The organism is Pantoea sp. ACRSC, from assembly GCF_022346785.1.
Lineage (GTDB): Bacteria > Pseudomonadota > Gammaproteobacteria > Enterobacterales > Enterobacteriaceae > Pantoea > Pantoea alvi.
The window spans coordinates 180,445-205,323 of sequence record NZ_JAKRNN010000003.1 but is presented as its reverse complement, the minus strand read 5'-3'; the positions used below and the strand labels follow the sequence as shown (position 1 = coordinate 205,323).

The window sequence follows — 24,879 nt, the reverse complement described above, 5'->3', positions numbered from 1 at the left end:
TTAGTGCAGCCCGAGAAGGGGCAAAAGTTCATCAAAAGAGTCGAGGGTCAAGTCAGGTTTGCTGTCGGCAATCGGCTCGCCGTAGTTATAGCCATAGGTCATGGCGACGTTCGGCACGCCAGCGGCCTGCGCCGCCTGAATATCGTTGCGTGAATCGCCGACAAACAGCAGCTGGCTCGGCAGCACGCCGAAACGGCCCAGCACCAGAAAAATCGCGGCAGGATGCGGCTTCTTCACGATGACGTCATCGCCGCCGATAATCAGCGTAAACGCCTCGGCGATGCCGAGCGATTCCAGCAGCGGGGCGACGAACGGCGTCGGCTTATTGGTGACGATCGCCAGCGGCAGCCCTTTGGCATGCAGCGCCAGCAGCGTCTCTTTCACCTGCGGGAACAGCGTGCTGCCCGCTTCCACCGTCGCGGCGTAGTGTTTGTCGAACAACGCGCGCGCGTCGCGCTGTTCATCGGGCTGCGGCTCGCGGCCCAGCGCCCAGTTCAGCGCGCGCGACATCATGACGTCCGCGCCGTTGCCGATCCAGGTTGAGACGCGCTCCACGCCCGCTGGCGGCAGCTGCAAATCAGCCAGCGCCAGGTCGATCGCCTGCGCCAGACCGGGCGCGCTGTGTACCAGGGTGCCGTCGAGGTCGAACGCCAGCGCGCGAATATCAGTGAAATGAGCCATTAACCTTCTCCAGTTCGTGACGCATTTCATCAATCACTTTCTTGTAGTCGGGATGGCCGAAAATCGCCGAACCGGCGACGAACATATCTGCACCGGCGGCAGCGATCTGCGCAATGTTGTCGATTTTTACGCCGCCATCCACTTCCAGGCGAATGTTATAGCCGCCCTGATCGATGCGCCTGCGCGCTTCGCGCAGCTTATCCAGCGTGCCGGGAATAAAGGACTGGCCGCCGAAGCCCGGATTCACTGACATGATCAGGATCACGTCGAGCTTATCCATCACATAATCGAGATAGCTCAGCGGCGTCGCAGGGTTGAATACCAGACCCGCTTTGCAGCCGTGCTCTTTGATCAGCTGCAGCGTGCGATCAACGTGCTGGCTCGCTTCGGGATGAAAAGTGATATAGCTGGCGCCTGCTTTGGCGAAATCCGGGATCAGCGCATCGACCGGCTTAACCATCAGATGCACGTCAATCGGCGCGGTAATGCCGTAGTCGCGCAGCGCTTTCAGCACCATCGGCCCCATCGTCAGATTGGGAACGTAGTGATTGTCCATCACGTCGAAATGCACCACGTCGCCGCCGGCGGCTAACGCTTTTGCGGTATCTTCACCCAGGCGGGCAAAGTCCGCCGAAAGGATTGAAGGGGCCAGCAAATATTGTTTCATCCGATTCTCCCAATGTTGTGCGCCAGCCTTGCTGACTGGCGTAATGCCTGGTCGCGGACGAAACAGACTAGCAGTAAAGTGCCAGCAGTTCGTCGACCTGTGTGCGACCCGTTATGCTTCGGCTGATCGAACGCCGCGCTTTCACCACATGTAATACTGCATCCTGATACCAGAGACGCGTCAGAGCGGTATCGTGATTCGAGATCAAAACCGGTATGCGGCTCTCTATCGCCAGCCGCGACGCCAGCTCCGCCAGATGCTGCTGCTCGCGCAGGCTAAAGCTGTTGGTGTGGTAGGCCGTGAAATTGGCCGTCGCCGACAGCGGCGCGTAGGGTGGATCGCAATAGACCACCGAACCCGCCTGCGCACTGGTCAGGGTAACATCGTACGATTCGCAGACAAAGGTCGCCTTTTGCGCGCGCTCGGCAAACCACAGCAGCTCCGCTTCCGGGAAGTAAGGCTTGCGGTAGCGGCCGAAGGGCACGTTGAATTCGCCGCGCAGGTTATAGCGGCACAAGCCGTTGTAGCCGTGACGGTTCAGATAGAGAAACAGCAGCGCGCGCTCATAGGGATCGCGGCTGGCGTTAAAGGCGGTACGGCGCAGGTAGTAGCACTCCGACGTATTGCCCTCCGGCGAAAACAGCCGACGCGCATCCTCGATAAATGCCGCGCTGCGGTGCTTAACGATGTTATAGAGATTGATCAGGTCGCTGTTGATATCCGCCAGATGGTAGCGCTCGTAGTCGGTGTTGAGAAACACCGAACCCGCGCCGACAAAAGGCTCAATCAGGCAGTCGCCTTGCGGCAGATGACGACGGATATCCTCCATCAGGGGATATTTGCCTCCTGCCCATTTCAGGAAAGCGCGATTTTTCTTCATGCTGTCGTGGTTATACATCTTATTGTGGAGCTGTGGCGGACCGACAGCAGAACGGCGCTTAACAACGGGGCCGGCTTCGCCGGCCCCACATGGTTTACTGGCTGGCTTCTTTCTTAACCTGACTTACGGGCTTCACCCAGGGATTCTGCGCGCGAACTTCCGCAGGCAGCGAGGCGACGGCGCGTCGGGCGTCCGCCGAGGTGGCGTAAGAGCCGCTCACCAGCACGTACCACGGCTGGCCGTTGCGGGTGGTTTTATAGACATGATAGCCGCTGAGGTTCTGCTTCTTCGCCCAGGCGTTCAGGCTCTCTGCGCGCGAGGCACCGCTCAGCTGCAGGGTGTAATTGCCACCCGGCACAGATTTGGCTGCGCCACCGCTGCCGGTCGCGCTGCTGGCTGCTGTGCTGCTGCCTGTCGCGCCGTTAAGCGCTGGACGCGCCGGCGTGGTATGGGTGCGGCTGTCGCTGGCTGCGGGTCGGCTGGCGGTTGAGGATTTATGCGCAGGTTCGCGTGACGTATGCGTCTGTGCGGCGGGACGCTGCGTGGCCGGACGCGTCGCCGCAGGCGCGCTAATGGTGCTGTTGCTGCTGTTGCCGGCGCTGCCGCTAATGGTCGCAGGCGCGGTCGGCAGCGAGCTGCCGCCCTGTGCGGCGCTATCAACCTGCTGCTGCTGATTAGTTAGCGCGCTGTTGAGATCCCCTGGCAGGGTTACGCGCTGCTGACTGGCAGGCGCTTCAACCGGCACCGCCTGCGTCGGCGTAGAGGAGACGGGCGGCATAGAGACGTCGCGCGGCGTACTGCCGTCGGCCGGCGCGCTGCCTGTCGCGGCGTTTTCCGCAGGCGCGGTCTGACCGCCGCTCATTGTGGTTGAGCCTGAGAGATCGATGCTTTTCTCGCCGCCGTTTCCACCCGCAGAAGAGGGGGCGCTACCGGCGCCGTTTCCGGCGGTCGGCTTGCTCTCATCCGGGCCTTTCAGCGCCGATCCGATGCCGAGCACCAGCAGCAGCAGCACCAGGATGCCGATGCCCATCATCATATGCTGGCGTGAAACCGGCACTTTAGGGGTAGAAGACGTCTTACGCGGGCGCGAGGGACGGCGGTCGCTGGCGTCAGGTTTTAACTCGTCTTCGGGTTTAAACTCATCCATTTTGCCTCCTCCGTAAAGCGGCATTCGGCCATGCGCACCCCGCGCGCCGCGTCACCACTTAACTGCTTATGTTCAGGGTTTCTGACAGTCGTTAATCGCAGCCAGCACCATATCATGCGCCACGCCGCCGCGCACTTCAGAGCGGCCTAACGCCAGCGGCAGCACCAGCCGCAGCTCGCCCGCCAGCACCTTTTTGTCGCGCAGCATATGCGGCAGATAATCCTCCGCCTTCATGCTTTCCGGGCCGTGCACAGGCAGACCTGCGCGCTGCAGCAGCGCGATAATCCGCTGGGTGTCGGCTTCGCTGAACTGGCCCAGACGCTGCGCCGTGCGCGCCGCCATAACCATCCCCGCTGCGACGGCTTCGCCGTGCAGCCAGTTGCCGTAGCCCATATGCGCTTCGATAGCGTGGCCGAAGGTGTGGCCCAGATTGAGCAGCGCGCGCTGGCCGTGTTCATGCTCGTCGGCCGCCACCACCTCCGCCTTAAGCTCGCAGCAGCGGCGAATGCACCAGGCTGTCGCCTGTTCATCCAGCGCCAGCAGCGCATCCAGATTTTGCTCCAGCCAGCTAAAGAACTCGCCGTCCAGAATAATGCCGTACTTGATCACTTCGGCCAGGCCTGAAGCAAGCTCGCGCGGCGGCAGCGTGCGCAGACAGTCGGTATCGATCACCACCGATGCAGGCTGGTAGAAGGCGCCGATCATGTTTTTGCCTAACGGATGGTTAACGGCCGTTTTGCCGCCGACCGACGAATCGACCTGCGACAGCAGCGTGGTGGGCACCTGAATAAAGCGCACGCCGCGCTGATAGCTGGCGGCCGCAAAGCCGGTAAGATCGCCGATCACGCCGCCGCCCAGCGCAATAAGCGTGGTGTCGCGGCCGTGCGGCTTTTGTAGTAACGCGGTAAAGACTTCATCCATCACGGCCAGCGTTTTGTACTGCTCGCCATCGGGTAGAATCACCTGGTCCACTTTGACGCCTGCGGCCGTCAGCAGCGCCGAGAGCTTATCAAGATAGAGCGGCTCCAGCGTCTGGTTGGTAACCAGCATTGCATTGTCGCCCGCCTTTAGCGGCCAAAAAGAAGCCGGATCCTTGAACAGTCCGGCGGCAATGGTGATGGGATAGCTACGCTCTCCCAGTGAGACGGTGATCTTCTCCATGATGCTCGATACCTGTTACTGAGCCTTTCGGCGTTAGATCAGTTTTTTTCCAACATGTGGATAATCTGGTTGGCCACCACTTTCGCACTTTGATCGTCAGTACGAATGGTGACATCCGCGATCTCTTCATAGAGCGGGTTACGCTCGCCCGCCAGCGCTTCCAGTACTTCACGCGGCGGCGAATCAACCTGCAGCAGCGGACGCTTTTTATCGCGTTGCGTGCGTGCCAGCTGTTTCTCGATGGTGGTTTCAAGATAGACCACGACACCACGGGCGGAGAGACGATTGCGTGTTTCCCGAGATTTGACGGAACCGCCGCCGGTCGCCAGGACAATGCCCTGCTTTTCGGTCAGCTCGTTAATGATTTTTTCTTCGCGGTCACGAAATCCAGCTTCGCCCTCGACGTCAAATACCCAGCCCACATCCGCTCCGGTACGTCGCTCAATTTCCTGATCGGAATCGAAAAATTCCATATTGAGTTGCTGAGCTAACTGACGACCAATAGTGCTTTTGCCGGCACCCATCGGCCCAACCAGAAAGATATTGCGTTTCTCTGCCATTTTGTCGGTATTACTAAGAATTCGTTGATGATACCCCGCGTGCAGCTAAATAGCTGGCGGGACAGGAACTGAGACCTCATGAGCGTTAGCAAGAGTCAGACGAAAAATTATCTCAACACTCAAGGGCGTTTGGCAACCGAATAAATCGCCCTCCGGCATTCCCCTTGCGGGGCCGGTGTGCGATATGCGAAACGATGCGCATTAGCGCTGCGCTTTTTACGCGCCGCCTTCAGAAGAGATATCTGACCCTGACGGATACGCGCCGTCGGGACGGTTACAGCGTTCTAAAAATCGCTAAACCTTGTAAGCTAATTCTTGTCCTGCGTCAACGCAGTTGGCACTGGGGAGCGCATTTTCCGGTTTATCCGGCGGTAAGCGCTGCTTCCCTGACCAATCGCGGCGTAATGAAGATAACCAGCTCACGCTTTTTATTTTCCGCCGTCTGATGGCGAAACAGCGATCCCAGCAGCGGAATATGGCCCAGCACCGGCACGCGGCTTTCGCCCTGGCTGCGCTGCTGCTGAAAAATACCGCCCAGCGCCAGGGTTTCACCATCTTTTAGCGTGACCTGGGTTTCAATCTCCTGCTTATCAATGGAGAGGATGCTGCCGTCGCCGTTTTCAACCACGCGGCCCGGCACGTTCTGGCTGATGCGGATTTTCAGCTGAATGCGTCCGTTGCCCAGCACGTTGGGTGTGACCTCCATGCCGAGCACCGCCTCTTTGAATTCGATGGTGGTCGCGCCGCTGTTCCCCGCCGAGACCTCATAGGGGATCTCGCTGCCCTGCTTGATCGTCGCCTTCTGCTGATGTGAGGTGAAGAGGCGCGGGCTGGCGATAATCTCAACCTGGTTTTCCTGCTCCAGCGCGCTCAGCTCCAGATCGAGCAGCCGTCCGTCGACCCGCGCCAGCGTTACGCCTGCGGTTATGCCCGGCGCATTTGCCGCCAGCGGAATCGTTAGCCGGGGGTTGCGCAGCGCAGCGGTCATCGCATCCGAACTGGCCGGCAGGCTCCAGTTCACCCCAAGCTCCCGCAGCCTCTCCTCGCTAATGGTAACGATATGCGCCGCCAGCTCTACCTGCTCAAGCGGCACATCAAGCGCCTGCAGCCAGCGTTCGGCATCCCTGAGCGCCTCCGATGTATCGCGCAGCAGCAGCGCGTTGGCGCGCGCGTCGAGGGTCACGCTGCCGCGCGGCGTCATCAGCGATGGCCGCGCCCCCTGAAAGCTGCGGTAGACCTGCGCCGCGCTGGCGTAGCGTAGCGTGACGGCGCGCAGCGCCAGCGGTGCCTGCTGCGCGCTGACCGCCTGCGCCTGCTGCTCTTTTCGCTGCCGCCAGCTGTCGGGATAGATCAGCAGCACCTTCTCCTCTTCCACAACGGTAAGCTCCGCCAGCCGCGTCACCAGCGACAGCGCCTGTCGCCAGGGCACATCCTCGAGCCGCAGCGACAGCCTGCCCTCCACCCCAGGGGCGATAAGCAGATTAACGCGCTGGTAATCCGCCAGCGCCTGCAGAATGCGCTCGACCGGCGCGTCGTCGAAATTAAGGCTGAGCCGCGGATCATGTTCGCCGTCACTGGCGTTATCACTGGCCTGCGCGGGCATCAGCCAGAGGCACACCAGCAGTAAGAGAGCCATCCTGAGCATAAGCGCTTCCTTTGAGAGAGAGTGTGACGCTGTGCAACGCGCAGTCGCTGCCTGTGGTGAACGTCAGGCTGCGCGGCGCGATGGCGCTCAGTCGCCAGCCCGGCAGCGACAGGGGATCCGCCGCCGCGATCTTAATCACTGCGTCCTGCGGCGACGTCAGCCAGGCGCGCAGGCGCGGCGCACGTCCCAGCACGCCCTGCAGCCGCCACCCGGTAAGCGCTGCTGGCGGCTGGCACCGGCTATCCGGCGGCTGAAACGGATCGCGCGGCGCGGCGTGGAGCAGGGATGCCGCCAGCCAGAGAAGCAGCCATTTAGCGCGCATCGTCGCTCTCCAGCCAGAGTTTCGCCTGCACCTTTCCCTGCCGCGCCTCCAGCAGGAAGCGCGCGGGAGAGGGTGTTGTGGTGCGCGCCAGCTCGGCAAACAGCGGCAGAAACTGCTCCCACCCCAGCAGCAGCGTCAGGGCGCGCGGCTCCGATTCGGGCTGCCAGGCCTCCAGCTGGCTGCCGCGCGCCGCCAGAACGGCGTCGAGCGGCGCGGCGTGAGACGACGCCTCAGGTGGACGCGCGCTTTCGGCGAGCTGCGCACGCAGCTGCGCCTCGTCTGGCAGCGTACGGAGCTGCGCCAGCCGCTGCTGGTATTGCTGTTCAAGCCGGGCGATATCGGCGCGCAGCGCCTGCTGCGCTAAACGCTGCGGCCGCAAAAGCAGCAGCCATACCGCCAGCGCCAGCACCGCGCAGCACGCCGCCATCGTGACTGTCTGCTGGCGCAGCGGCAGATGGAACCAGCGCTCCAGCACGCTATTCATCGGCGGGCTCCGCAAGACGCGCGCGCAGCGCAAAGCGGTAAACGCCATCTGGCTGACGCTCGACGTTGCCCTGCCGCACCGCCGCGAAGAGCGCCACCTCGTCGAGACGCCGCCGCAGTTCGCCTATCGCCCGCATCTCCTGCGCCCGCCCCTCAATGCGCAGCTGCGTCGGCATCTTCTCCACCCGTTCCAGCCAGATGCGCTCGGGCAACAGCGCCGGCAGCATCTGCCAGAAACGATGCCAGCGCATCAGGTCATCGGCATGACGCCGCGCGCGCTGCCACCTTGCCTGCTGAACCGCCAGCTGCTGCTGCAGGTCGCGCCGCTGGCTCATCCGCAGAGCGATTGCCGTCAGCGCGTCGTGCGCCTCGTTCTGCGCGCTTCGCAGCTGCTGTCCGACGCGGTCGAGACGCCAGAGCGCTGAGGCCGCACTCACAGCCAGCAACAGCAGCAGCGCCGCCGCCAGCCCAAGAAGGGTGCGCCGCTGGCGGCGCAGGCGCGCCTGGCGCCACGGCAGCATATTCACCGCGATCATCAGCTGTCCTCCGGGCGCAGCGCCAGCCCGGCGGCGATGCAGAATGCCCCCTCCTGCTGCGGCAGCGGCGGCTGGCGATAAGCGAAGAGGCTGAACGGCGAGAAAGCGGAGTAGGCGTCGGGCAGCTGAGCAGGTGACGGGGCGCAGCCGTACAGCGTGCGGGCCTGAGGAAAACAGCGCTGCCTTACGGCCTCGGGTGCGCTCTCCAGGCTGGCGCTGCCGACGACGCTCTCGCTGGCGCGGCTGTACCAGAGCCACTGCGCGTCATGACAGACCAGCAGCGCGGCGGCGGCGTCCAGCCCTGCGGCGCGTGCCGTCAGCGCCAGCGCATGGGTCGTTAGCTCAAACACCGCCGGACGCAGCGCGCTCTGCCGCAGCGGCGTCAGCCAGCGGGCGATCGCCTCCTGTCGGGCGGCGGTCACGTAGAGCTGGTGGTCCGCGTCGCTGGCGCGGTAGTCGAGCGCCAGCGCTTCCGGCTCGAGCGGAAAGAGGCGCTGCGCCGCCGCCGTCACGTAACGTCCCAGCGCAGGCTCCTGCAGACGCTGGGTTGGCAGCGCCAGCGGCCGCTGCAGCACCAGCTGTGCCGGCAGCCCAACGCGCAGCGAATAGCGCTGTGGCAGCTGCTGTTGCAGCAGGCGCAGGGCCGCCTGTAATTCAGGCGAAGATTGCAGCACGCCGTTTCTTAACGTATCTTGCGGCAGCCCTTGCTGCCACCAGCGGCACAGCTGCCAGCCGCCGCGCCGGCGCTGTATAGCGAGAGCGCAGAGCTGCGTATTCTGAATATCCAGTCCGACTTGCCATGTCTGTAAAGCCATGCGCGCGATCTCCTTATCTACAGGGGTAAAAGGACATATCAAAGCGTCTGGCTTGCCTTTATACTACCGCGCGGTTGTTTATAAACTGCTCAAACGACAACAGATGGGAAACTCCAGGTGAAGTTCGTAAAGTATTTATTAATCCTTGCAGTGTGTTGCATCTTGCTGGGAGCTGGCTCGATTTATGGCTTGTACAAATATATAGAGCCGCAGCTGCCCGACGTTAACACGCTGAAAGATGTGCGCCTGCAGACGCCCATGCAGGTGTACAGCGCGGACGGCGAACTGATCGCCCAGTACGGCGAGAAACGCCGTATACCGCTGACTCTGCAGCAGATGCCGCCAGAGCTGATCAAAGCCTTTATCGCCACGGAAGACAGCCGCTTCTATGAGCATCACGGCGTGGATCCGGTGGGCATTTTCCGTGCGGCCAGCATCGCGCTGATGTCCGGCCATGCCTCGCAGGGCGCCAGCACCATTACCCAGCAGCTGGCGCGTAACTTCTTCCTGAGCCCTGAGCGCACGCTGATGCGCAAAATCAAGGAAGCGTTTCTCGCCATCCGCATTGAGCAGCTGCTGAATAAAGATGAGATCCTTGAGCTCTATCTGAACAAGATCTATCTCGGCTACCGCGCCTATGGCGTCGGCGCCGCCGCGCAGGTCTACTTCGGCAAACCGGTAGATCAGCTTTCGCTGAGCGAAATGGCAATGATCGCCGGCCTGCCGAAGGCGCCCTCTACCTTCAACCCGCTCTACTCCCACAGTCGCGCGCTGGCGCGTCGCAATGTGGTGCTGTCGCGCATGCTGGATCAGAATTACATCACCCAGCAGCAGTACGATGAAGCGCGCAGCGCGCCGCTGGATGCCAGCTATCACGGCCCGGAAATCGCCTTCTCGTCGCCCTATCTGAGCGAAATGGTGCGTCAGGAGATGGTGAAGCGCTACGGCGACGGCGCCTACAACGACGGTTACAAGGTCTATACCACCGTAACGCGTCGTCTGCAGCAGGCGGCGCAGGAGGCGGTGCGCAACAATGTGCTGGCCTACGATATGCGTCACGGCTACCGTGGGCCGACCAGCGTGCTGTGGAAAGTGGGCGAACCCGCCTGGAGCCAGGAGCAGATCCTGAAAGCGCTGAAGCCGCTGCCGGCTTACGGTCCGCTGCTGCCAGCCGTGGTGACGCAGGCCAGCAGCGACGAAGCGACCGCGATGCTGAAAGATGGCACCAGCGTCTCGCTGGGCCTCGCTGGCGTCCGCTGGGCGCGCGCGTTTAAATCGGATACCGTGCAGGGCCCAACGCCGAAAAGCGTCACCCAGGTGGTGCAGACGGGTCAGCAGATTTGGGTGCGTAAAGTCGATAACAGCTGGTGGCTGGCGCAGGTGCCAGACGTCAACTCCGCGCTGGTGTCGCTCGATCCGCAAACCGGTGCGGTGCGCGCGCTGGTTGGCGGCTTCGACTTTAATCAGAGCATGTTTAACCGCGCCACCCAGGCGCTGCGTCAGGTCGGCTCCAACATCAAGCCGTTCCTCTATACCGCCGCAATGGATCGCGGCCTGACGCTGGCCTCTATTCTGAACGACGTGCCGATTTCGCGCTGGGATGCGGGCGCGGGCGCCGACTGGCGACCGAAAAACTCGCCGCCTACCTATGACGGCCCGATTCGTCTGCGTCAGGGTTTAGGCCAGTCGAAAAACGTGGTGATGGTGCGCGCCATGCGCGCGATGGGCGTCGATTACGCGGCGGAATATCTGCAGCGCTTCGGCTTCCCGCCGCAGAACATCGTGCATACCGAATCGCTGGCGCTCGGCGCGGCCTCCTTTACGCCAATGCAGGTGGCGCGTGGCTACTCGGTGATGGCCAACGGCGGCTTCCTGATCGACCCTTACTTCATCAGCAAGATTGAGAACGAGCAAGGCGGCGTTATTTTCGAAGCGAAACCGCGCATCGCCTGTCCGCAGTGCAATCTGCCGGTAATCTACGGCGAAACCCGCAAGGCGCTGGCGCTGAACGAGGAGAGCGTGGAAAACGTCGCCACCTCCGATCAGAACCAGAACCAGCCTGCGCCGCAGCCGGCGCTGGAGCAGGTTCCCGCTCAGCCGCAGCCGGACGGTCAGCAATATGCGCCGCATGTGATCAACACCCCGCTGTCGTTCCTGATCAAGAGTGCGCTTAACTCCAATATCTTTGGCGAACCAGGCTGGATGGGCACCGGCTGGCGCGCATCGCGCGATCTGAAACGCAACGATATCGGCGGCAAAACCGGCACCACCAACAGCTCGAAGGATGCCTGGTTCTCTGGCTACGGCCCTGGCGTGGTGACGTCGGTGTGGATCGGCTTTGACGACGCGCGCCGCGATTTAGGCCGCAGCACGCTGTCAGGCGCCATCCCGGACCAGATTTCCGGCTATGAAGGCGGCGCGAAAAGCGCGCAGCCGGCGTGGGATGACTATATGAAGAGCGCGCTGGAGGGCGTGCCGGAGCAGCCGCTGACGCCGCCGGACGGCATCGTCACGGTGACCATCGATCGCAGCACCGGCAAGCTGGCCAACGGCGGCGGCAATACGCGCCAGGAGTATTTCATTAACGGCACCCAGCCGACGGAATACTCGGTGCATGACGTCGGCACCACCATTATGGATAACGGCGAGAGCCACGAGCTTTTCTAAGCCCGGCAGCCAGTAGCAAAAAAGACCGACAGTGATGTCGGCCTTTTTTATATGCAATGTGCGGGTGAGATGGCCCGATCGCAAAGACGCAAAAAGCGGCAGCCCTGCCAGCTCGGCCCGCGACATCCCTGTCGCGGGACGCTTTGCTCTTCGGGCCATCTCACCCGCTTGCAAGCCTTTCAGCTGCCTGTAAGAGGATAACCCATACCTCTTTCAGGCTGTGTCATTCCCGTCAGTAACTCAGTCGCCCCTGCTGCACCAGCCACTCGCGTACCAGGAAGAGCGCGCTGACGTTGCGCGCCTCGCGGAAATCGGGCTCCTGCAGCAGCGCCAGCAGGTTGTCCAGCGGCCAGCGATGCTCAATAAGCGGCTCTGGCTCGTCACCCTCCAGCCGTTCAGGGTATAACCCCTCCGCCACCACGATATTCATCTTGCTGGAGAAGTAGGAAGGCGCCATGGTCAGCTTGCTGAGAAACTCCAGCTTCTCCGCGCCAAAGCCAACTTCCTCTTTCAGCTCGCGGTTTGCCGCCTCGAAGACGCTCTCCCCTGGATCGATCAATCCTTTGGGGAACCCCAGCTCATAGGTTTCCAGCCCAACTGCGTACTCCTGAATTAGCACCACCTCGCCGTCGATAATCGGAACAATCATCACCGCCTCGCGCTCGGAAGGCTTCATGCGCTCATAAACGCGCCGCGCGCCGTTGCTAAAAGCGAGATCGACTGACTCAACGGTGAACAGCCGCGAGCGCGCCACGGTTTCCACTTTGAGGATGTCGGGTTTATTTAACGGGTTCTTCATATCAGCCTCAGACATTCGACGCCGCGCGGTGCGGGAAAAAAATTAGCTTACCTGACCACAGGCGATTGTGCGACAGCGAGTTTAGCCTCAGCGCGCTACGCCGCGCCGCATCAGGCTCTGACGGACACGGCTGCGCCAGTTAACGCTTTTGCAATAAGTCAACATAGCGCGTTAAAATTCAGAAAAGACCGATGTTTAATTCAGTTTCTGCCGGTTAACATTCGGACAAGGCATGCTGAATTAACTTCTAATTTAATGATTTTGCGCGTTATTTCCTCTGGCATTTAGCTTGTCAGAATAGTTTATTCCCGCCAAAATTGTCTTAAATAACAGTTCTATCTGGGAGCATTAGTCCAAAGTGAAGGCAGGATTTTGGCTGCATTGAACAACGCATGAGCACAATCCTTATTGTATTGGTCATAGTGCTGGTCTGCTCAGGTTTGGCAGGTATCGGCTTTTGGTACGCTATGCGGCATCGGCCGCCGTTGGCGAAACCGCTGCCATTTATCAGTCCGCCCTGCCGCAAACTCACCGACGACGAACGTCATGCGGTGGAAAAATACGTCGCCTCGCTTGCGAAGCAGTCGCGTCCCGCCGTACCCGGTGAAAAGCATCCCCTCTTCGACAATCTGACGCTTACCGCGCAGAGCAACAACGTCTATCCCGTGACGCGCGCCATTACCCGCTATGGCCTGTCGACCGACGATCCCCACAGGTGGCGCTACTATCTTGATGAAGTAGAAGTGCATCTGCCGCCGCACTGGGAACAGTATATAACCGACGAGAACTACGTTGAGCTGATCCGCACCCAGACCATTCCGCTGGTGATCTCGCTTAACGGCCACTCGCTGGTTAACTACGGCACCGATCAGCCGTCGCTGCCGGCGCTGGTGCGTCCTGGCTCAACCAACGCCTCGATACGTAAAGAAGAGAGCGAAAACGTCGAGCTGGTGCAGGTGCGTAAAGAGACGCTGGAAGAGTATCAGCTGACGCGGCCGGACGGGACGCGCGAGGCGGTGACCATCACCTTCGCCTTTCTGCTCTTTTTTATCAGCCTGCTGGTGCCCGCCTCGCTGATGGGCTGGCTGGCGCTGCTGGGCTGCGCCATGATCGGCGCCAGCGTCTGGTCGCTGTTCCATATTCCGGCACAAAAGCGCATGCGCGACATTCACTGTCTGCGCGGCGCGCCCAAGCGCTGGGGCCTGTTCGGCGAGTCGAATCAGGAACAGAGCAATATTACGCTGGGCATTATCGATCTCGCCTACCCTCCGCACTGGCTACCCTATGTGGCTCACGATCTCGGCCAGACGACCGATATTGAGATCTACCTGAATCGTCAGGTGGTGCGTCAGGGGCGCTTTTTGTCGCTGCAGGACGAAGTGCGCAACTTCCCTATCCAGCGCTGGCGCAAAAACGTGGTGCTGGCCTGCGGCTCGCTGCTGGTGATGGCGCTGCTGATTAGCTGGATCCCGCTCAGTATGCCAATCAAGCTCAGCATGGCCTGGATCAAGGGCACCGAGAGCCTGGAAGTGAACGACGTGAATAAGCTGGCGGCGCAGTCGCTGCACGTTGGCGATATTTTAAAAGTTAACGGCACCGGCATGTGCTCCGTCCCCGATAACTACCAGAGCAACCGCAGCTACGCCTATATGCCGTTCGACTGCTCGGCCGTCTACTGGAACAACGCCTCGCCGCTGCCCGAGCCGCAGTCAGATATTATCGATAAGGCCTCGGCGCTGCTGGAGGCGACCACGCGCCAGCTGCATCCGGAAACCAATACCGATCCCAAGCTCAACCCGCAGCTCGCCTCGGCGATTGAGAAATCGGGCATGATCCTGCTGGACGACTTTGCTGACCTGGTGCTGAAAACCCAGGATCTCTGCAGCCAGCAGCAGGACTGCGTGCGGCTGAAGAATGCGCTGGTGAATCTCGGCAACGCCAAAGACTGGGATACGCTGGTGCGCCGCGCCGACTCCGGGCAGCTGAACGGCATGAATGTGCTGCTGCGTCCGGTCAGCGCCGAAGCGCTGGAAAACCTGGTTAATACCGCTACCTCCAGCTTTTTCTTTCGCGAGACGCGCCGCGCCGCAGAAAACCTCAACAGCCCGCCGCCGGGCGGATTCCTCATCGTCAGCGATGAGGGACGCCAGCTGGTGAATCAGCCGCAGCCTACGGTGTCGCTGTTCGATCTCGATGCGCCGTCGCAGTGGCGCGAACTGCAGCGCCTCTCCGGCATGCTGCTGCATACGCCGTTCAGCGCCAGCGGCATTATCACCAGCCTGTCGGTTGACGCCAACGGCACGCACCATATCGCGCTGCACAACGAACCGGACGCGATGGCGATGTGGCGCTATCTCGGCACCACCCTGCTGCTGGTGGTTCTGCTGGCCTGCGCGCTGGTCAACGCGCTGCTGGCGCTGCGCCGCATCCACCGCAACCGCCAGCGCATGGCAAATATTCAGCAGTACTACGACAAGTGCTTTAACCATAATCTCAGCACCATGCAGAGCGTACGCTCGATGTTCTGACGCAGCGGCGCCACTCGGCGCCCTGCTCTCTCCCGCCCCTTTCTGTGCTACCCTGTCGCCCGCTTTTTATCGGAGAACCTGCCTGATGACGCTGAACTGGGCGCAAATCGATACCGTGCTGCTGGACATGGACGGCACCCTGCTGGACCTGGCGTTCGACCGCCATTTTTGGCTGGAGCATGTGCCGCTAACGCTGAGCGAAACCCGCGGCATTACACTGGCGGAAGCAGAGTCGCTGATCGCCGCAAAGTACCAGGCAGTGGCGCATACGCTAAACTGGTATTGTCTGGACTACTGGGCGGCGGAGCTGGCGCTGGATATTCGCGCTATGACCTATGCAAAGCGAAGCCTGGCGGCGATGCGGGAAGATACGGTGCCGTTTTTGCAGGCGCTGCGTCGGGCGGGAAAACGCACCATTCTGCTCACCAACGCCCATCCCTATAACCTGGATATCAAACTGGCGCAGACGGGTCTTGCGCCGCACCTTGATTTATTACTTTCCACCCATACCTTTGGGTATCCGAAAGAGGACCCGCGCTTGTGGCAGGCGGTGGAGCAGCATACCGGATTTGATCGTCCGCGAACGCTGTTTATTGATGACAACGAGACCATTCTCGACGCGGCGAAAAGCTGGGGCATCGGCTGGTGTTTAGGCGTCAGCAACCCCGACTCCGGGCGTCCCGATCAGGTCTTCCAGCGTCACGCGGCGGTCCGCGACTATCGCACCCTGTGCAGCGCGCTGGCGTAAACGGGAGCAGCAATGAAAGAGAAAAGCAGCGAAGGCGTGCGCCTCGACAAATGGCTCTGGGCGGCGCGCTTCTACAAAACGCGCTCGCTGGCGCGCGATATGATCGAAGGCGGCAAAGTGCACTACAACGGCCAGCGCAGCAAGCCGAGCAAGCTGGTCGAGCTGGACGCAGAGCTGACGCTGCGCCAGGGCAACGACGAGCGCACCGTGATCGTTACCGCGCTGAGCGACAAGCGCGGCCCGGCCGAGGTGGCACAGCAGCTCTACAGCGAAACCGCCGCCAGCATTGAGAAGCGGGAAAAGGTGGCGCTGGCGCGTAAGATGAACGCGCTCACCATGCCGCATCCCGATCGCCGCCCCGATAAAAAAGAGCGCCGCGATTTGATGAAATTTAAATTAACGGGCGACGACCAGGCCTAGCCCCAACGAGAGAAAATTTATGTCTGTACAAGATCAACTGCATCGTTACCTGTTTGAGAATGTGGCCGTGCGCGGCGAGCTGGTGAATGTCAGCCACACCTGGCAGGAAATCATCAAATACCATGACTATCCGGCCCCGGTGCAGACGCTGCTGGGCGAGCTGCTGGTCGCGACCAGCCTGCTAACCGCCACGCTGAAATTTGACGGCGACATCACGGTGCAGCTGCAGGGCGACGGCCCGCTCTCGCTGGCGGTCATCAACGGCAATAACCGCCAGGAGCTGCGCGGCGTCGCGCGCGTGAAGGGCGATATTCCTGCGGACGCCACCCTGAAAAGCATGGTCGGCACCGGCTATCTGGCGATCACCATTTCGCCGGAGAAAGGCGAACGCTATCAGGGCGTCGTCGGTCTGGAAGGCGAGACGCTGGCCGCCTGCCTGGAAGACTACTTTATGCGTTCCGAACAGCTGCCGACCCGCCTGTTTATTCGCACCAATGAAAAAGGCGCCGCGGGCATTCTGCTGCAGGTGCTGCCGGCGCAGGATACGCAGACCGAAGACTTTAACCACCTGGCGACGTTGACCGAAACCGTGAAGAGCGAAGAGTTGATCGATCTGCCGGCGACCGACGTGCTGTGGCGCCTCTACCATCAGGAAGAGGCGACGGTGTTCGATCCGCAGCCGGTGAGCTTTAAATGCACCTGCTCGCGCGAACGCTGCGGCGAAGTGCTGAAAACCCTGCCTCAGCATGAGGTGGACGAGATCATCGAAGAGGATGGCCAGGTCGATATGCACTGCGACTATTGCGGCACGCACTACGTCTACGACGCGGTCGACATTGCGGCGATCCGCAAAGGCGGCGCGGAAGGCGAAAACAGCGACAGCATCCACTGATTTATCTTCGGGCGGCTTTGCCGCCCTTTTCCCTCCCCGCCATATCCCCTTAATTTACAAAGTAAAATAACCCGCCCGCGCGAACTTTAGTTTCAAAAGCGGCTCTTTTTGCTGCTTAACGCGCCCTGGTTCGCATTTCTGACGGACAACGCTTTTCCCACAGGCTCAGAAGAGTACACTGCGCGCGATCGTGCATCCGCCCAGCAGCATGGCGACGGCGTGCGCGGCACCTCTAACTATTCGCCTGTGCAGTACCAAAACGATTTAAGGAGCAGTCACATGCGCGTTACCGGCCTGACCTCGCAAGATCTTGCCGCTTTGGGCATCGAGGGCACCACCGAAGTGGTCCACAACCCCGATTTCGATACGCTGTTTACCGAAGAACTCCGTCCCGAGCTGGAAGGTTATGCGCGCGGCACCCTGACGCAAAGCGGCGCAGTGGCGGTGGATACCGGCATTTTTACCGGTCGCTCGCCAAAGGATAAATATATCGTCCGCGACGACACCACCCGCGACACGCTGTGGTGGAACGATCAAGGAACAGGCAAAAATGACAACCAGCCGCTGTCGCAGGAGACCTGGCAGCAGCTGAAAGCCTGCGTTACCCAACAGCTCTCCGGCAAGCGTCTGTTTGTGGTCGACGCGTTCTGCGGCGCTAATGCTGACTCACGCCTCAGCGTGCGCTTCGTCACCGAAGTGGCCTGGCAGGCGCATTTCGTCAAAAATATGTTTATTCAGCCGAGCGAAAGCGAACTGGCCGCCTTTAAACCTGACTTCGTGGTGCTGAACGGGGCGAAATGCACCAACCCCAACTGGCAGGCGCAGGGGCTGCACTCGGAAAACTTCGTGGCCTTCAACCTGACCGAAGGGATGCAGCTGATCGGCGGCACCTGGTACGGCGGCGAGATGAAAAAAGGGCTGTTCGCGGTAATGAACTACCTGCTGCCGCTGCGCGGCATCGCCTCGATGCACTGCTCGGCCAACGTCGGCAAAGCGGGCGACGTCGCGGTCTTCTTCGGTCTTTCCGGCACCGGTAAAACCACCCTTTCCACCGACCCGGAACGCCAGCTGATTGGCGATGACGAGCACGGCTGGGACGACGACGGCGTGTTTAACTTCGAAGGCGGCTGCTACGCCAAGACCATCAGACTCTCTGAGCAGGCTGAGCCGGAAATCTATCGCGCTATCCGCCGCAATGCGCTGCTGGAGAACGTGGTGGTGCGCGAAGACGGCAGCGTCGATTATGACGACGACAGCAAAACCGAGAACACCCGCGTCTCCTACCCGATCGACCATATCGACAATATCGTGCGTCCGGTCTCGAAAGCGGGCCACGCGAAGAAAGTGATCTTCCTGACCGCCGACGCCTTCGGCGTGCTGCCGCCGGTGTCGCGCCTGACGCCGGAACAGACGCAGTATCACTTCCTTTCCGGCTTTACCGCCAAGCTGGCGGGCACCGAGCGCGGCGTCACCGCGCCGACGCCGACCTTCTCTGCGTGCTTCGGCGCGGCGTTCCTGACGCTGCACCCGACGCAGTACGCAGAGGTGCTGGTGAAGCGTATGCAGGCGGCAGGCGCACAGGCGTACCTGGTCAACACCGGCTGGAACGGCAGCGGCAAACGCATTTCGCTGAAGGATACCCGCGCGATTATCAACGCGATTCTGGCTGGCGAGCTGGACGATGCCGAAACCGAGACCCTGCCGGTATTTAACCTTCAGGTGCCGAAAGCGCTGGGCCAGCTCAACGCCGCCACGCTCGATCCGCGCAGCAGCTGGGAAAGCGAAGAGAAGTGGCAGGAAGCGGCGCGCGATCTGGCGCAGCGCTTTATCACCAACTTCGAGAAGTATACCGATAACGCGGCAGGCGCCGCGCTGGTTAAAGCAGGTCCGGTGCTGTAAACCTTCGGGCGCGGCGATCGCCGCGCCCGCTTACTCTCAGCTCTGCGTCGTACCGCTGCTGCCCGGCGCAGCCTGCTCCGACAGCGGCAGCCAGGCGCGAATGCGCAGTCCGCCGCGCTCGCTCTCACCAATCTCCAGCGATCCCTGATGCGCATCGATAATGCGCTGCACAATCGCCAGCCCAAGGCCAGTGCCGCTGGTGCTGCGCGCGCTGTCGCCGCGTACAAAGGGCTGCAGCAGATGGGTCAGCTGCTCCGGCTTGATACCCGGGCCGTCATCCTCGACCTGGAACCAGGCGCGATGCAGTTCGCGACCGCTGCTCACCTTGATCCAGCCATTGCCGTAGCGCGCCGCGTTCACCACCAGGTTCGCCACCGCACGCTTGATCGACAGCGGGTTAATATCGAGCATCAGCTCTTCCGGCATCACGGCGTTCTCAATCTCGCGCTCATAGCCGCTTTCCGCCGCCACCACCTCACCCAGCACGCTGTTGAGATCGGCGCGCTCGGTCTGGATCTCCTGGCCAGTGCGCAGATAGTCGATAAACTGCTCAATAATGGCGTTGCACTCTTCGATATCTTTATTGATCGATTCGGCGAGATAGCCATCCTCCGCACTCATCATCTCGGTTGCGAGGCGAATGCGCGTCAGCGGCGTGCGCAGGTCGTGGCTGACGCCCGCCATCAGCAGGGTGCGATCGTCCGCCAGCTGCTTCACGCCAGAGGCCATCTGGTTAAAGGCGCGCGTAACCGAACGCACCTCCGAGGCACCGTACTCGCGCAGCGGCGGTGGAATAATGCCTTTGCCGACCTGCAGCGCCGCGTGCTCCAGGTCCACCAGCGGTCGGTTCTGGATGCGGATAAACAGCCAGGCGCCGCCAATCGCCAGCAGCATAATCGCCAGGGTGTAGCGGAACAGCGGCGAGAAGTCGCCCTGATGGATTTCCGTCAGCGGCACGCGCACCCAGATATCGGGCGAGAGCCAGGTTTTCAACCAGACCACCGGCGAGTTTTTATTGACCTCGACGCGCACGTCGGTGGGCCCGCCAAGCTGCTGGCCCATCTGCTCACTCAGAAATTCATAGTGCTGCGCCCAGCGCAACCCGCTCTCTTCGGCTGCCGCGTTGGTATAGAGCGAAATACCCAGCTCGCGATAGATCTCGCGGCGAAACGCGGGCGGCACTTCCAGCTGCGTACCATCTTCCAGCTGCAGCCGGTCGGTCATCAACATGCGCACTTCATACGCCAGCACCTTGTTGAACTGCTGCAGGCTGGGAAGAATGGCGAAGTTGAGCACCACCAGATAGGTCGTTACCAGGCTGACGAACAGCAGGGTAACGATCAACAGCAGGGTGCGGGCAAACGAGCTGCGAGGCGAGAAGCGCAGTCGCCTCATGCTTTAGAACCGTCCGGAACGAATACGTAGCCCAGGCCCCAGACCGTCTGGATATAGCGCGGATGCGCCGGATCTTCTTCTACCATGCGGCGCAGGCGGGAAATCTGCACGTCGATAGAGCGCTCCATCGCGCTGTATTCGCGTCCGCGCGCCAGGTTCATCAGCTTGTCGCGCGACAGCGGTTCGCGCGGGTGGCTCACCAGCGCCTTCAGCACCGCGAACTCACCGCTGGTAAGCGGCATCGGCTCATCTTCGCGGAACATTTCGCGCGTGCCGAGGTTCAGCTTAAATTTGCCGAACGCGATCACCGCCTCTTCCTGCGAAGGGGCACCCGGCAGCTCATTGGCCTGACGGCGCAGCACGGCGCGGATGCGCGCCAGCAGCTCGCGCGGGTTAAACGGCTTAGGAATATAGTCGTCGGCACCGATCTCCAGCCCAACGATACGATCGACCTCTTCGCCTTTCGCCGTCACCATAATAATCGGCATCGGGTTGCTCTGACTGCGCAGACGACGGCAAATCGACAGGCCGTCTTCGCCCGGCAGCATCAGATCCAGCACCATCAGGTGAAAGGATTCGCGGGTCAGCAGACGATCCATCTGCTCGGCGTTGGCGACGCTGCGCACCTGAAAGCCCTGCTCGGTGAGATAGCGTTCCAGCAGCGCACGCAAACGCATATCGTCATCAACGACCAGAATTTTGTAGTTCTCTTGCATTTTCTACTCCCAAAGGCGCCATTGCCTGAGCCGATATTGTTAAAAAAAGTTGTCTGTCTGGGACAGTCATTAATGGTTTATATTCTAGCCGAAATTGTTACAAAGCATATTAAACAGGAGCTTATCTTTAATTTTAGCGCTGCGTTGAGAGCAAAATCACGCGGTTAAGCGCTGCGGCTCAGGCTTGCGGCAAATCTGAAAGTCAGGCGATTTTTCTCGCCATCGGCGGTCGCAAAATCGCCCCCGTTATTAATCAAACTTGCAGATCAACCAGTTAACGCGCGATTTGACTTTAGCGCCATTCGCCGCCTTGCCCGGCTGTGGCAATTTTAGCCAGCCCGGCCCGCCAACAGCATAAAATACCAGCCTTTGCGCGCGGTGCCGCATGCTTCTCTCGGATTTGCGCTATTTTTATTGCAATTCAGACCATTTAAAAATAAAGCCCGCTAAATCAATCAGTAAAGCTCTCTTTCCGCCCTGGGGGAATTGCACCACACTGCTTTCACTCGCTTCACTACAGGGAAAGCAATAATGAAAAAAACGTTGTTAGTGCTGGGTGCGCTGGCCACCCTCGTTCTGAATCCGGCCCTGGCGGCGACCGCAACCGGCGAAGCTGCCGGCGCGCAGGCTTCCACCACCGCACAGGGCAACTCTAACGCTATCGGCGTCGGCGCCGTTGCTGCGCTGCTCGGCGTGGCGCTGGCGACCGCTGGCGGCGGCGACAAAGGCACCTCTTCTTCTACCACCACCGCCACCGTGGCGGGAAAATAACGATTTAAGCCCTTTTTTCTTTTTGTACCTGCCCCTTTCGCCACCGGGGAACGACACAAAGGGTTTTCACCGTTGAAAACCTGTTCCCCGACTCTTTTTTGCCGCGCCTGCTTTGCTTTACACTGCCTGCTTTTCCGCTTCTGAGTCGATACGTATGAAAACCCGACTGATCACCCGTGAAGGCTTTAATAAGCTGAAAGCCGAGCTCGACTATCTCTGGCGCGAAGAGCGTCCCGAAGTCACAAAAAAAGTGACCTGGGCCGCCAGCCTCGGCGATCGTAGCGAAAACGCTGACTATCAGTACAACAAAAAACGCCTGCGCGAAATCGATCGCCGCGTACGTTACCTGACAAAAAGCCTCGAATCGCTGCGCATTGTCGACTATTCACCGCAGCAGGACGGCAAAGTCTTTTTCGGCGCCTGGGTAGAGGTGGAGAATGACGAGAGCGAGGTAAAACGCTTTCGCATCGTCGGCTACGATGAGATTTTTGGCCGCAAAGACTATATCTCTATCGACTCGCCGATGGCGCGCGCGCTGCTGAAAAAAGAGCCGGGCGACGCCGTGACGGTAGAGACGCCGCTGGGTCCCGCGCTCTGGTACGTCAACGAGATTTCCTATCCGGACGCCTGATTCAGAATATCGCTGAAAGCCGCCCCCATCGCTGGCAATTTCACTTTTCAGTCCGTATAACTGTCCCCTGTTTTTTAACCCTGTAAGCAAGACAGAATCGATGATGAAAGATCTCAGCCACATTATTGCCAGTGAGCTGCAGGCGCGTGCGGAGCAAGTTGAAGCCGCCGTACGTCTGCTGGACGAAGGGAACACCGTGCCGTTTATCGCACGCTATCGTAAAGAGGTGACCGGCGGTCTGGATGACACCCAACTGCGTCAGCTGGAGACGCGCCTCGGCTATCTGCGCGAGCTGGAAGAGCGCCGCCAGTCGATTCTGAAGTCCATTGACGAGCAGGGCAAACTCACCGGCGAACTCGCCAGCGCCATTAACGGCACCCTCAGCAAAACCGAACTTGAAGACCTCTACCTGCCCTATAAGCCCAAACGTCGCACCCGTGGCCAGATCGCTATTGAAGCCGGTCTGCAACCGCTGGCCGAGAGCCTGTGGCAGGACGCGTCGCAGGATCCCGAACAGCTCGCCGCACAGTATGTCGATGCGGACAAAGGGGTCGCCGACGTCCGCGCCGCGCTCGACGGCGCCCGCTATATCCTGATGGAGCGCTTCGCCGAAGACGCCACGCTGCTGGCGAAGGTGCGCGACTACCTGTGGAAAAACGCGCATCTGGTATCGCGCGTGGTGGAGGGCAAAGAGCAGGAAGGGGCAAAATTCCGCGACTACTTCGATCATCACGAAGCGCTGAATAGCGTGCCGTCGCACCGTGCGCTGGCGATGCTGCGCGGGCGTAACGAGGGCGTGCTGCAGCTGTCGCTGAACGCCGATCCGCAGTTCGACGAGCCGCCGCGCGAAAGCTACGGCGAAACGCTGATCGCCGAGCATCTTAACCTGCGCCTCAACGGCGCCCCTGCCGACGCCTGGCGCAAGGCGGTGGTGAGCTGGACCTGGCGCATCAAGGTGATGCTGCATCTGGAAACCGAGCTGATGGGCACGGTGCGCGAGCGCGCCGAAGACGAAGCGATCAACGTATTCGCCCGTAACCTGCACGATCTGCTGATGGCGGCGCCGGCGGGCATGCGCGCCACCATGGGCCTCGATCCCGGCCTGCGCACCGGCGTCAAGGTTGCGGTGGTGGACGCCACCGGCAAGCTGGTGGCGACCGATACCATCTATCCGCACACCGGCCAGGCTGCCAAAGCCGCCACCGTGGTTGCCGCGCTCTGCGCCAGACATCAGGTAGAACTGGTGGCGATCGGCAACGGCACCGCCTCGCGCGAGACGGAGCGCTTCTTCCTTGAGGTGCAGAAACAGTATCCGCACATTACCGCGCAGAAGGTGATCGTCAGCGAAGCGGGCGCCTCGGTCTATTCCGCCTCGGAGCTGGCGGCGCTGGAGTTCCCGAACCTCGACGTCTCGCTGCGCGGCGCGGTCTCAATCGCCCGACGCCTGCAGGACCCGCTGGCGGAGCTGGTGAAAATCGATCCGAAATCGATCGGCGTTGGCCAGTATCAGCACGACGTCAGCCAGAGCCAGCTGGCGAAGAAGCTGGATGCGGTGGTGGAAGACTGCGTAAACGCCGTCGGCGTCGATCTCAATACCGCCTCCGTGCCGCTGCTGACGCGCGTTGCCGGTCTGACGCGCATGATGGCGCAAAATATTGTCAGCTGGCGCGACGAAAACGGCCGTTTCCAGAACCGTCAGCAGCTGCTCAAAGTGAGCCGTCTCGGCCCGAAAGCCTTTGAACAGTGCGCCGGCTTCCTGCGCATCAACCACGGCGACAACCCGCTCGACGCCTCAACGGTTCACCCGGAAGCCTATCCGGTGGTGGAGCGCATTCTGGCGGCGACCGAGCAGGCGCTAAGCGATCTGATGGGTAACCCCGCCAGCCTGCGCAACGTTAAGGCGGTCGACTTTACCGACGAGCGCTTCGGTCTGCCGACCGTTACCGACATTATCAAAGAGCTGGAAAAGCCGGGCCGCGATCCCCGTCCTGAATTTAAAACCGCGCAGTTCGCCGAAGGGGTCGAAACCCTTAACGATCTGCTGCCGGGCATGGTGCTGGAAGGCGCGGTGACCAACGTCACCAACTTCGGCGCCTTTGTCGATATCGGCGTGCATCAGGATGGTCTGGTGCATATCTCCTCCCTGTCGGACAAGTTTGTTGAAGATCCGCATCAGGTGGTGAAAGCGGGCGACATCGTGAAGGTAAAAGTGCTGGAGGTCGATCTGCCGCGCAAACGCATCGCGCTTACCATGCGTCTGGATGAGCAGCCGGGCGACAGCAACGCGCGCAGCAGCGCCCGCAGCGCACCGCGCGACAGCGCACGTCCAGCCGGCGGCGCCAAACCGCGCGGCCGTCAGAACAGCCAGCCTGCGGGCAACAGCGCAATGGGCGATGCGCTGGCGGCGGCGTTCGGCAAAAAACGCTAAACCCCACGCGCGCCCGACTGATTCTGGATCGGGCGCGCGTAACCACCTCTGTAAAGTTGAAAATCCCTCCCTGAGCGCTACGCTGAAA

At 61.0% G+C, this 24,879-nt stretch carries 23 protein-coding genes; 9 read left to right on the top strand and 14 right to left on the bottom strand.

From position 1 onward, the window contains the following. The 11 genes from MHZ97_RS05705 to pilM form a co-directional block, all read right to left on the bottom strand. Complete coding sequence (locus tag MHZ97_RS05705) at positions 1-681, bottom strand: phosphoglycolate phosphatase (RefSeq protein WP_103796358.1); 681 nt, start codon at positions 679-681, stop codon at positions 1-3. After that, complete coding sequence (gene rpe / locus MHZ97_RS05700; RefSeq protein ID WP_103796357.1) at positions 665-1,348, bottom strand: ribulose-phosphate 3-epimerase; 684 nt, start codon at positions 1,346-1,348, stop codon at positions 665-667. The genes MHZ97_RS05705 and rpe overlap by 17 nt, the downstream gene beginning before the upstream one ends. Before the next feature lie 67 nt (positions 1,349-1,415). Further along, the gene (dam, locus tag MHZ97_RS05695; RefSeq protein ID WP_103796402.1) at positions 1,416-2,228 is read right to left on the bottom strand and encodes an adenine-specific DNA-methyltransferase; all 813 of its coding nucleotides are present in this window, start codon (positions 2,226-2,228) and stop codon (positions 1,416-1,418) included. Between the two features lie 94 nt (positions 2,229-2,322). Continuing rightward, positions 2,323-3,375: an SPOR domain-containing protein gene (locus tag MHZ97_RS05690; protein ID WP_239314889.1), complete on the bottom strand. Its 1,053-nt coding sequence runs from the start codon at positions 3,373-3,375 to the stop codon at positions 2,323-2,325. A 72-nt stretch (positions 3,376-3,447) separates the two neighbouring features. Continuing rightward, positions 3,448-4,536, bottom strand: a complete 1,089-nt coding sequence (gene aroB, locus MHZ97_RS05685) for a 3-dehydroquinate synthase (protein ID WP_103796355.1) — start codon at positions 4,534-4,536, stop codon at positions 3,448-3,450. 38 nt (positions 4,537-4,574) lie between these two features. Then, complete coding sequence (aroK, locus tag MHZ97_RS05680) at positions 4,575-5,096, bottom strand: shikimate kinase AroK (RefSeq protein ID WP_033753090.1); 522 nt, start codon at positions 5,094-5,096, stop codon at positions 4,575-4,577. A 361-nt stretch (positions 5,097-5,457) separates the two neighbouring features. After that, the gene (gene hofQ / locus MHZ97_RS05675; protein WP_239314890.1) at positions 5,458-6,741 is read right to left on the bottom strand and encodes a DNA uptake porin HofQ; all 1,284 of its coding nucleotides are present in this window, start codon (positions 6,739-6,741) and stop codon (positions 5,458-5,460) included. Next, positions 6,680-7,063: a HofP DNA utilization family protein gene (locus tag MHZ97_RS05670; protein ID WP_239314891.1), complete on the bottom strand. Its 384-nt coding sequence runs from the start codon at positions 7,061-7,063 to the stop codon at positions 6,680-6,682. Before MHZ97_RS05670 ends, hofQ begins: the two co-directional genes overlap by 62 nt. Continuing rightward, positions 7,053-7,547, bottom strand: coding sequence for a hypothetical protein (locus MHZ97_RS05665; protein ID WP_239314892.1), 495 nt, complete (start codon positions 7,545-7,547; stop codon positions 7,053-7,055). Before MHZ97_RS05665 ends, MHZ97_RS05670 begins: the two co-directional genes overlap by 11 nt. Further along, entirely contained in the window at positions 7,540-8,082 is a 543-nt protein-coding gene (locus MHZ97_RS05660; protein WP_239314893.1) for a PilN domain-containing protein, read from the bottom strand. The genes MHZ97_RS05665 and MHZ97_RS05660 overlap by 8 nt, the downstream gene beginning before the upstream one ends. Then, complete coding sequence (gene pilM / locus MHZ97_RS05655) at positions 8,082-8,897, bottom strand: pilus assembly protein PilM (RefSeq protein ID WP_239314894.1); 816 nt, start codon at positions 8,895-8,897, stop codon at positions 8,082-8,084. The genes MHZ97_RS05660 and pilM overlap by 1 nt, the downstream gene beginning before the upstream one ends. Positions 8,898-9,014: 117 nt before the next feature. Here pilM and mrcA point away from each other — a divergent pair, with 117 nt between their 5' ends. Further along, positions 9,015-11,564: a peptidoglycan glycosyltransferase/peptidoglycan DD-transpeptidase MrcA gene (mrcA, locus tag MHZ97_RS05650; RefSeq protein ID WP_224481597.1), complete on the top strand. Its 2,550-nt coding sequence runs from the start codon at positions 9,015-9,017 to the stop codon at positions 11,562-11,564. A gap of 232 nt (positions 11,565-11,796) precedes the next feature. On the opposite strand, the gene nudE is transcribed toward mrcA, so the two are convergent. Next, a complete protein-coding gene (gene nudE, locus MHZ97_RS05645) occupies positions 11,797-12,363 on the bottom strand; it encodes an ADP compounds hydrolase NudE (protein ID WP_103796401.1) in 567 nt (188 codons plus the stop codon). Between the two features lie 392 nt (positions 12,364-12,755). Here nudE and MHZ97_RS05640 point away from each other — a divergent pair, with 392 nt between their 5' ends. From MHZ97_RS05640 to pckA, 5 genes are all read left to right on the top strand, one after another. Next, positions 12,756-14,891 (top strand): intracellular growth attenuator family protein, encoded by a 2,136-nt coding sequence (locus MHZ97_RS05640; protein WP_239314895.1) that lies wholly within the window; start codon positions 12,756-12,758, stop codon positions 14,889-14,891. Positions 14,892-14,976: 85 nt separating this feature from the next. Continuing rightward, complete coding sequence (yrfG, locus tag MHZ97_RS05635; protein WP_103796347.1) at positions 14,977-15,639, top strand: GMP/IMP nucleotidase; 663 nt, start codon at positions 14,977-14,979, stop codon at positions 15,637-15,639. 12 nt (positions 15,640-15,651) lie between these two features. Then, positions 15,652-16,059, top strand: a complete 408-nt coding sequence (gene hslR, locus MHZ97_RS05630; protein WP_103796346.1) for a ribosome-associated heat shock protein Hsp15 — start codon at positions 15,652-15,654, stop codon at positions 16,057-16,059. 19 nt (positions 16,060-16,078) lie between these two features. Beyond that, a complete protein-coding gene (hslO, locus tag MHZ97_RS05625) occupies positions 16,079-16,951 on the top strand; it encodes an Hsp33 family molecular chaperone HslO (protein WP_239314896.1) in 873 nt (290 codons plus the stop codon). Positions 16,952-17,230: 279 nt separating this feature from the next. Beyond that, positions 17,231-18,850 carry a phosphoenolpyruvate carboxykinase (ATP) gene (gene pckA / locus MHZ97_RS05620; RefSeq protein ID WP_239314897.1) on the top strand — a complete coding sequence of 540 codons (1,620 nt, stop codon included), beginning with the start codon at positions 17,231-17,233 and terminating at the stop codon, positions 18,848-18,850. Between the two features lie 36 nt (positions 18,851-18,886). Here the strand turns inward: pckA and envZ are convergent, their stop codons facing one another. Together envZ and ompR are read right to left on the bottom strand one after the other, a co-directional pair. Next, the gene (gene envZ, locus MHZ97_RS05615; RefSeq protein WP_103796344.1) at positions 18,887-20,245 is read right to left on the bottom strand and encodes a two-component system sensor histidine kinase EnvZ; all 1,359 of its coding nucleotides are present in this window, start codon (positions 20,243-20,245) and stop codon (positions 18,887-18,889) included. Continuing rightward, positions 20,242-20,961 (bottom strand): two-component system response regulator OmpR, encoded by a 720-nt coding sequence (gene ompR, locus MHZ97_RS05610; RefSeq protein WP_001157751.1) that lies wholly within the window; start codon positions 20,959-20,961, stop codon positions 20,242-20,244. The genes envZ and ompR overlap by 4 nt, the downstream gene beginning before the upstream one ends. Before the next feature lie 531 nt (positions 20,962-21,492). Here ompR and yjbE point away from each other — a divergent pair. From yjbE to MHZ97_RS05595, 3 genes are all read left to right on the top strand, one after another. Next, a complete protein-coding gene (gene yjbE / locus MHZ97_RS05605; RefSeq protein ID WP_103796343.1) occupies positions 21,493-21,732 on the top strand; it encodes an exopolysaccharide production protein YjbE in 240 nt (79 codons plus the stop codon). 154 nt (positions 21,733-21,886) lie between these two features. Beyond that, positions 21,887-22,363 carry a transcription elongation factor GreB gene (gene greB / locus MHZ97_RS05600; RefSeq protein ID WP_239314898.1) on the top strand — a complete coding sequence of 159 codons (477 nt, stop codon included), beginning with the start codon at positions 21,887-21,889 and terminating at the stop codon, positions 22,361-22,363. Between the two features lie 100 nt (positions 22,364-22,463). Continuing rightward, positions 22,464-24,791: a Tex family protein gene (locus MHZ97_RS05595; protein WP_103796341.1), complete on the top strand. Its 2,328-nt coding sequence runs from the start codon at positions 22,464-22,466 to the stop codon at positions 24,789-24,791. Positions 24,792-24,879 lie beyond the last annotated feature (88 nt).

What these genes read in the sequence shown, in the direction of transcription:
- rpe (WP_103796357.1), bottom strand. Translation starts at nt 1,348, where the DNA reads ATGAAACAATATTTGCTGGCCCCTTCAATCCTTTCGGCGGACTTTGCC.
- yjbE (WP_103796343.1), top strand. Translation starts at nt 21,493, where the DNA reads ATGAAAAAAACGTTGTTAGTGCTGGGTGCGCTGGCCACCCTCGTTCTG.
- envZ (WP_103796344.1), bottom strand. Translation starts at nt 20,245, where the DNA reads ATGAGGCGACTGCGCTTCTCGCCTCGCAGCTCGTTTGCCCGCACCCTG.
- yrfG (WP_103796347.1), top strand. Translation starts at nt 14,977, where the DNA reads ATGACGCTGAACTGGGCGCAAATCGATACCGTGCTGCTGGACATGGAC.
- aroB (WP_103796355.1), bottom strand. Translation starts at nt 4,536, where the DNA reads ATGGAGAAGATCACCGTCTCACTGGGAGAGCGTAGCTATCCCATCACC.
- MHZ97_RS05640 (WP_239314895.1), top strand. Translation starts at nt 12,756, where the DNA reads ATGAGCACAATCCTTATTGTATTGGTCATAGTGCTGGTCTGCTCAGGT.
- MHZ97_RS05690 (WP_239314889.1), bottom strand. Translation starts at nt 3,375, where the DNA reads ATGGATGAGTTTAAACCCGAAGACGAGTTAAAACCTGACGCCAGCGAC.
- greB (WP_239314898.1), top strand. Translation starts at nt 21,887, where the DNA reads ATGAAAACCCGACTGATCACCCGTGAAGGCTTTAATAAGCTGAAAGCC.
- ompR (WP_001157751.1), bottom strand. Translation starts at nt 20,961, where the DNA reads ATGCAAGAGAACTACAAAATTCTGGTCGTTGATGACGATATGCGTTTG.
- pilM (WP_239314894.1), bottom strand. Translation starts at nt 8,897, where the DNA reads ATGGCTTTACAGACATGGCAAGTCGGACTGGATATTCAGAATACGCAG.
- dam (WP_103796402.1), bottom strand. Translation starts at nt 2,228, where the DNA reads ATGAAGAAAAATCGCGCTTTCCTGAAATGGGCAGGAGGCAAATATCCC.
- MHZ97_RS05705 (WP_103796358.1), bottom strand. Translation starts at nt 681, where the DNA reads ATGGCTCATTTCACTGATATTCGCGCGCTGGCGTTCGACCTCGACGGC.
- MHZ97_RS05595 (WP_103796341.1), top strand. Translation starts at nt 22,464, where the DNA reads ATGATGAAAGATCTCAGCCACATTATTGCCAGTGAGCTGCAGGCGCGT.
- hslR (WP_103796346.1), top strand. Translation starts at nt 15,652, where the DNA reads ATGAAAGAGAAAAGCAGCGAAGGCGTGCGCCTCGACAAATGGCTCTGG.
- hofQ (WP_239314890.1), bottom strand. Translation starts at nt 6,741, where the DNA reads ATGCTCAGGATGGCTCTCTTACTGCTGGTGTGCCTCTGGCTGATGCCC.
- MHZ97_RS05665 (WP_239314892.1), bottom strand. Translation starts at nt 7,547, where the DNA reads ATGAATAGCGTGCTGGAGCGCTGGTTCCATCTGCCGCTGCGCCAGCAG.
- aroK (WP_033753090.1), bottom strand. Translation starts at nt 5,096, where the DNA reads ATGGCAGAGAAACGCAATATCTTTCTGGTTGGGCCGATGGGTGCCGGC.
- nudE (WP_103796401.1), bottom strand. Translation starts at nt 12,363, where the DNA reads ATGAAGAACCCGTTAAATAAACCCGACATCCTCAAAGTGGAAACCGTG.
- hslO (WP_239314896.1), top strand. Translation starts at nt 16,079, where the DNA reads ATGTCTGTACAAGATCAACTGCATCGTTACCTGTTTGAGAATGTGGCC.
- MHZ97_RS05670 (WP_239314891.1), bottom strand. Translation starts at nt 7,063, where the DNA reads ATGCGCGCTAAATGGCTGCTTCTCTGGCTGGCGGCATCCCTGCTCCAC.
- pckA (WP_239314897.1), top strand. Translation starts at nt 17,231, where the DNA reads ATGCGCGTTACCGGCCTGACCTCGCAAGATCTTGCCGCTTTGGGCATC.
- MHZ97_RS05660 (WP_239314893.1), bottom strand. Translation starts at nt 8,082, where the DNA reads ATGATCGCGGTGAATATGCTGCCGTGGCGCCAGGCGCGCCTGCGCCGC.